The sequence below is a fragment of the Nostoc flagelliforme FACHB-838 genome, assembly GCF_014698065.1.
Taxonomy (GTDB): domain Bacteria; phylum Cyanobacteriota; class Cyanobacteriia; order Cyanobacteriales; family Nostocaceae; genus Nostoc; species Nostoc flagelliforme_B.
Window position 1 is genome coordinate 1 of the sequence record NZ_JACJSI010000529.1, and the last position, 3,432, is coordinate 3,432.

Sequence of the window (3,432 nt, forward strand, 5' to 3'; positions counted from 1 at the left end):
TTGCTTGACAATACTTGCTCAAAAAAATTTATAAACTCTTACTATTTGAATTGCCGAAAACTGAAACTAGAATAACCCATAATGATACCACAAAATATTTATGCAAGAGTTCTAGTGATTGCGTTTGTAGAACAGGGTACTGAAGGGTTGACATTATTTGATGACTGGACGAGTTTTGGACAACGCACTACCGCCAGTGGGACAACAATTTTAGAGAATGTGAAAGTAGAACCAGGGCATATTATCCAACATTATTTGGCATTTGAACGCCCTACAACAATGGGTGCGATCGCTCAAATTATCCAAGCCGCTGTAGATGTTGGTATCGCCAAGGCAGCCGTGAGAGATACAATCGCTTTTGTGCGTGGACAAACCAGACCTTGGGTAGATAGCAATGTGGAGCATGGTTACGAAGATCCCTTGCTACTCTACAACTTTGGTAATGTAGTTATTCAGGTTCATGCAGCTGAAGAACTCCTGCGCCGTGCAGGTGAGTATATTGATCGAGCCATCTCTAATCTGAACGAAATTAATGCAGCAGAAGCTGCGATCGCGGTTGCTGAAGCCAAAGCACTGGCTACGGAAGTATCACTCTTGGCAGCTAACAAGTTGTTTGAACTAGCAGGTACTAAATCTACCTTGCAAGAGTATAACTACGATCGCCACTGGCGCAATGCTCGCGCTCACACACTACATGACCCGGTGCGCTGGAAATACTACGCTGTTGCCAACTATTTCCTCAACAAAGTTGTTCCCCCACGCCATCGCTGGTTATAGGTAGAATTTAATAATTTTCCAGGTGATGGGCTACGCCTACGCAGTTGTTGAATCATCTACTGCGATCGCTTTTTTTTGTCTTTACAGCACTTTCCATGTAGTTGAACCATATATGTTGTAGGGGCGCAAGGCCAAGATCCCCTACCGCGTGGTCTATTTACCTGAAAATTGCTGTAAGTGCAGTTCTCTGTTAAAAATCATGGAATCAACACATACTTGACCGAGATTATGGTGTTTCCTATTGCTATTTCATCTCGATATCTGTAGTATCTATTACTAATCCATCTAAATACTAAATTTAGATGGATTAACTGTAGATTAAGCTAAGGAGTCTAAAGTCAGTATGTAGAGGGTTATCTGGAATCGATGGAAACACAATTCTTTGAGAAGCTTTGTGTCACTGTTTTTGGTAGGAGTCATAGCGATCGCAGCTTGAATATTCTTATGCCACAACAAAACTTTCCTCAACTCACCCCAATTGATAGCCGCATTCGTATACCTCAGCATTACCAGCGTCAACCTTTGATTTCTCGTTTGGTATCCCGCTATGGTGTCACAGTTAACATCACGGCGGCAATGCTCACGCCAGCAGAAAACTATGGTTGGTTTAACTTGCAACTCCAAGGCAATTCAGAACATATCAGTGATGGTTTGCTGTATTTACAGAACTTGGGAGTAAATTTAATGCAGTTGAGTATCCCCGGCAATGTGCAGGATAATTTTAGTTCTCAGCCGTTTCCCAACTCAAGTCACAAATTTTCACCTTTGCCAATACCTCAACATCCTCCAACCTACGAAATTAAAAACGGTCAATCTTACCGACTACGCTTGCAGATTTGCATCTTAAAAGATTATCACCAAACACCAATCATCTTTGACTTAGTTTCTCGTTATGGAGTTACAGTCAATATTATTGCAGCATCACTGCTAGCCAATCAGCAAGATGATGGTTGGTTTGATTTAGATATTTGGGGTAAGCCAGAGCAACTTTTTTCTAGTTTCAATCACTTAAAAATGCTAAATTTACCACTGTGGATAGATGCATCTTCTTTGCATGGACATATCATTTAAGGCGAATGTTTGTCTATGATTTCATTTATTAATCAAAGCAGTAGTATGAATCAACTGCGGGTGCGTTTATATATTCCTCAATCTTACTGGCAAGAACCAATTATTTCTCGGATAATTTCTTGTTTTCAGATAACTATTAATATTACCGGGGCTGAACTAGAAAAAAACACTAATATTCCAGGGCGTTTTGACTTAGAATTGCGAGGTTCTATGTCTCAAATTGGTGATTGCTTAAATTATCTGGAATCTTTAAATATCAAGGTCTTAGGTAAAGCGAATGCAGATGGTGATAGTTGGTACTGTTAATTTTTAAAATATAAATACTAAAAATTGGTAGGATAATCGTAGTTTAATTGAAAATATACTAAATTGGAAGAATGCCGACGAGAATACAACTGCTGCGATCGTTGATCGGATTATTCACCTTGGCTGGGAAATTCTTGTTGGGTTAGGATTGCGGACTGCTGAATATGGGGTCTAGAAACCGGATTCTAGATAGACCTGCTTTCCTAATATTTAAATTTTTGCCCCATCCAAACACTCTTCAATCATTAAGCTGCTTTTAGAGGATGTCTCCTGGATGACTTGATTAGTAGATAAATGAAAATCAACACCTAACTACACTAAATTTATCAGGTAACAGTAGTATCATGACAGATAGCTTAAAAAAACAAAACTATACCCTCTTGGATCTGTCTGCGAAAGTGGAATATGCGCTATTAGCACTTTTAGAACTAGCCAACCATTATGTTCACAAAACACCCACAACCATGAGTGACATATCTGCCAAGCATCCAATACCAGAGCGTTATCTAGAGCAAATTCTTTCAAGTCTGCGGCGTGCGGGTGTGGTGCAGAGTCAACGTGGCTCTAAAGGTGGTTTTGTTTTGGCGCGTGAACCTCGGCAATTAACGTTATTAGAGGTCGTGATTATGTTGGATGGAGAACAGAAAGAAAAAGAGCTTCCTTCTGAAGAAAATTTGGAAAAAAGTTTGGTGTCGGAGATTTGGCAGCAAGCAGATGTTGCTGCACAAACTATTTTGAGCCAATATACCATCCAAGACTTGTGTGACCAGCGCGAAGCACGTTTACAGAAGAGTCAGATGTATTACATTTAGCAACATAAGAATGCAGATTAGCTAGAGAAGAAGGTTTATCAGAGTTGGAAATAACTGCATTCAATTAAAAACTTCCAAATTCAAAAATATTCAACAGACATAGGAGTGAAAAATAACTTAGAGACTTAGCACTGCTACGTCTCTACAAGGATTACAGGTAAATCTTTCACTCCAGAATATAACTACTCAAATAATCTAGAGGAACTGTGAACACATAGTATAGTACACCCCCACCGAGGAGAACCACAGCTAGACTCGCCATAAGTCAATACGGTTCAGTTAAGGCTCAAAAGCTTATGAGTGACGTTAAATTTCGGAGCTTCGACTCGTTGTCCAGTACCTCTGTGTTTTGTTTTTTTAGAACGAAACTTTGATACAGGTCTTTTTACAACCCTGGGATTAGTACGGTGAACGCGTTCGGGTAACAACGTATCTAGGATTTCTACAATTAACCAATTGAAAAAAA

5 protein-coding genes are annotated in these 3,432 nt (G+C 39.6%); 4 read left to right on the forward strand and 1 reads right to left on the reverse strand.

Annotation, left to right across the window (positions count from 1 at the left end; translation table 11 throughout):
• Window positions 1-81 precede the first annotated feature (81 nt).
• The 4 genes from H6G97_RS48050 (at window position 82) to H6G97_RS48065 (ending at window position 2,966) form a co-directional block, all read left to right on the forward strand.
• Window positions 82-777 (forward strand): acyl-CoA dehydrogenase family protein, encoded by a 696-nt coding sequence (locus tag H6G97_RS48050; protein ID WP_199350156.1) that lies wholly within the window; start codon window positions 82-84, stop codon window positions 775-777.
• A 366-nt stretch (window positions 778-1,143) separates the two neighbouring features.
• Window positions 1,144-1,848, forward strand: coding sequence for an NIL domain-containing protein (locus tag H6G97_RS48055; RefSeq protein ID WP_242056133.1), 705 nt, complete (start codon window positions 1,144-1,146; stop codon window positions 1,846-1,848).
• A 15-nt stretch (window positions 1,849-1,863) separates the two neighbouring features.
• On the forward strand, window positions 1,864-2,154 hold the full coding sequence (locus tag H6G97_RS48060; RefSeq protein WP_190947378.1) for an NIL domain-containing protein: 291 nt from the start codon (window positions 1,864-1,866) through the stop codon (window positions 2,152-2,154).
• A 344-nt stretch (window positions 2,155-2,498) separates the two neighbouring features.
• Complete coding sequence (locus H6G97_RS48065; RefSeq protein ID WP_190947379.1) at window positions 2,499-2,966, forward strand: RrF2 family transcriptional regulator; 468 nt, start codon at window positions 2,499-2,501, stop codon at window positions 2,964-2,966.
• 275 nt (window positions 2,967-3,241) lie between these two features.
• Here H6G97_RS48065 and H6G97_RS52055 read toward each other — a convergent pair.
• Window positions 3,242-3,432: hypothetical protein (locus H6G97_RS52055; protein WP_206759138.1), on the reverse strand; the 191-nt coding region annotated here is incomplete at its 5' end.

Excerpts from the sequence above, each read along its gene's own strand:
- H6G97_RS48060 (WP_190947378.1), top strand. The coding sequence starts at position 1,864 with ATGATTTCATTTATTAATCAAAGCAGTAGTATGAATCAACTGCGGGTG.
- H6G97_RS48050 (WP_199350156.1), top strand. The coding sequence starts at position 82 with ATGATACCACAAAATATTTATGCAAGAGTTCTAGTGATTGCGTTTGTA.
- H6G97_RS48065 (WP_190947379.1), top strand. The coding sequence starts at position 2,499 with ATGACAGATAGCTTAAAAAAACAAAACTATACCCTCTTGGATCTGTCT.
- H6G97_RS48055 (WP_242056133.1), top strand. The coding sequence starts at position 1,144 with ATGGAAACACAATTCTTTGAGAAGCTTTGTGTCACTGTTTTTGGTAGG.